Genomic DNA, 862 nt, shown 5'->3' on the forward strand with positions numbered 1-862 from the left:
ACCTGCGCCTCGGCGGCCGGGGCCTGCGCCTCGGCGGAGGCAGACGGGTCCTGCGCGTCGGCCTCGGGCACCGCGGCCTCGGCCGGGGCGGCCTGCGCCTCCGCAGGTGCCGCCTCCGGGGCCTGCGCCTCGGCGGCAGCCGCATCGGCAGCCGCATCGGCAGCCGTACCGGCATCGGCGGGCGGGGGCTGCTCCTCCGTGTCGGCGACTATCGCGTGGCCCGGGTCCACGGCGGTCGGGTCGGCGTAGGGCTGTGGGGCCTCCGCGTCCGCGTGGGGGATCTGGGCCGGGATGACAGCCTGCGGGCCCGCGTGGAGCTGGTCCGGGGCAATGCCCGGCTGGACCTGGGCCGGGATGTCGACGACCGGTTGCCCGGGTTCCGGGGCGGGCGTCCCGCCCTGGGGATCGGCGTACCCCTGGTCGGCGTAGCCGGGGTCGACGTAGCCCAGGTCCATCGCCGCGGGCTCTGCGCCCTCCGGCGGCAGCGGCTGGTCGCCGAGACCGACCGTTTCTGCTGGTGCGGGCATGGGCGCGGGCGGCTGGGGGTCCCAGGCGTCACCGGGCGGCGGGGCGTCGCCGATCTGCGGGAGGCCGGCGAGCTGCGGTCCCGGGAGCGGGCCGGGGTCGTCGGGCTGGGGCTGGGGCTGGGTGGCGAAGTACTGCGGCCCGGCGGCGTACTCGGGGGCGCTGGCGTAGTCGACGCCACCGGTGTACTCGGGCTCGGGCGGGGGCGCCTGCTGGGGCTGCTGGACGGGCGGCGCGGTGTGCCGGCCGGCGGCCGGGCCGCGGTCGGCGAGGGAACGGACGATGCCGCCGCCGGAGGTGTGGTCGGGCACGGGCGGGCCCATGTGCAGGGGGCGGC

At 79.5% G+C, this 862-nt stretch carries 1 pseudogene; it reads right to left on the reverse strand.

The annotated features are described in order from the left end of the window. Positions 1–836 (reverse strand): annotated as a pseudogene (locus EEJ42_RS31205) (hypothetical protein); the annotation flags it as partial. Between the last annotated feature and the right edge of the window lie 26 nt (positions 837–862).

This window comes from Streptomyces botrytidirepellens (assembly GCF_003721215.1).
Taxonomy (GTDB): Bacteria; Actinomycetota; Actinomycetes; order Streptomycetales; family Streptomycetaceae; genus Streptomyces; species Streptomyces himastatinicus.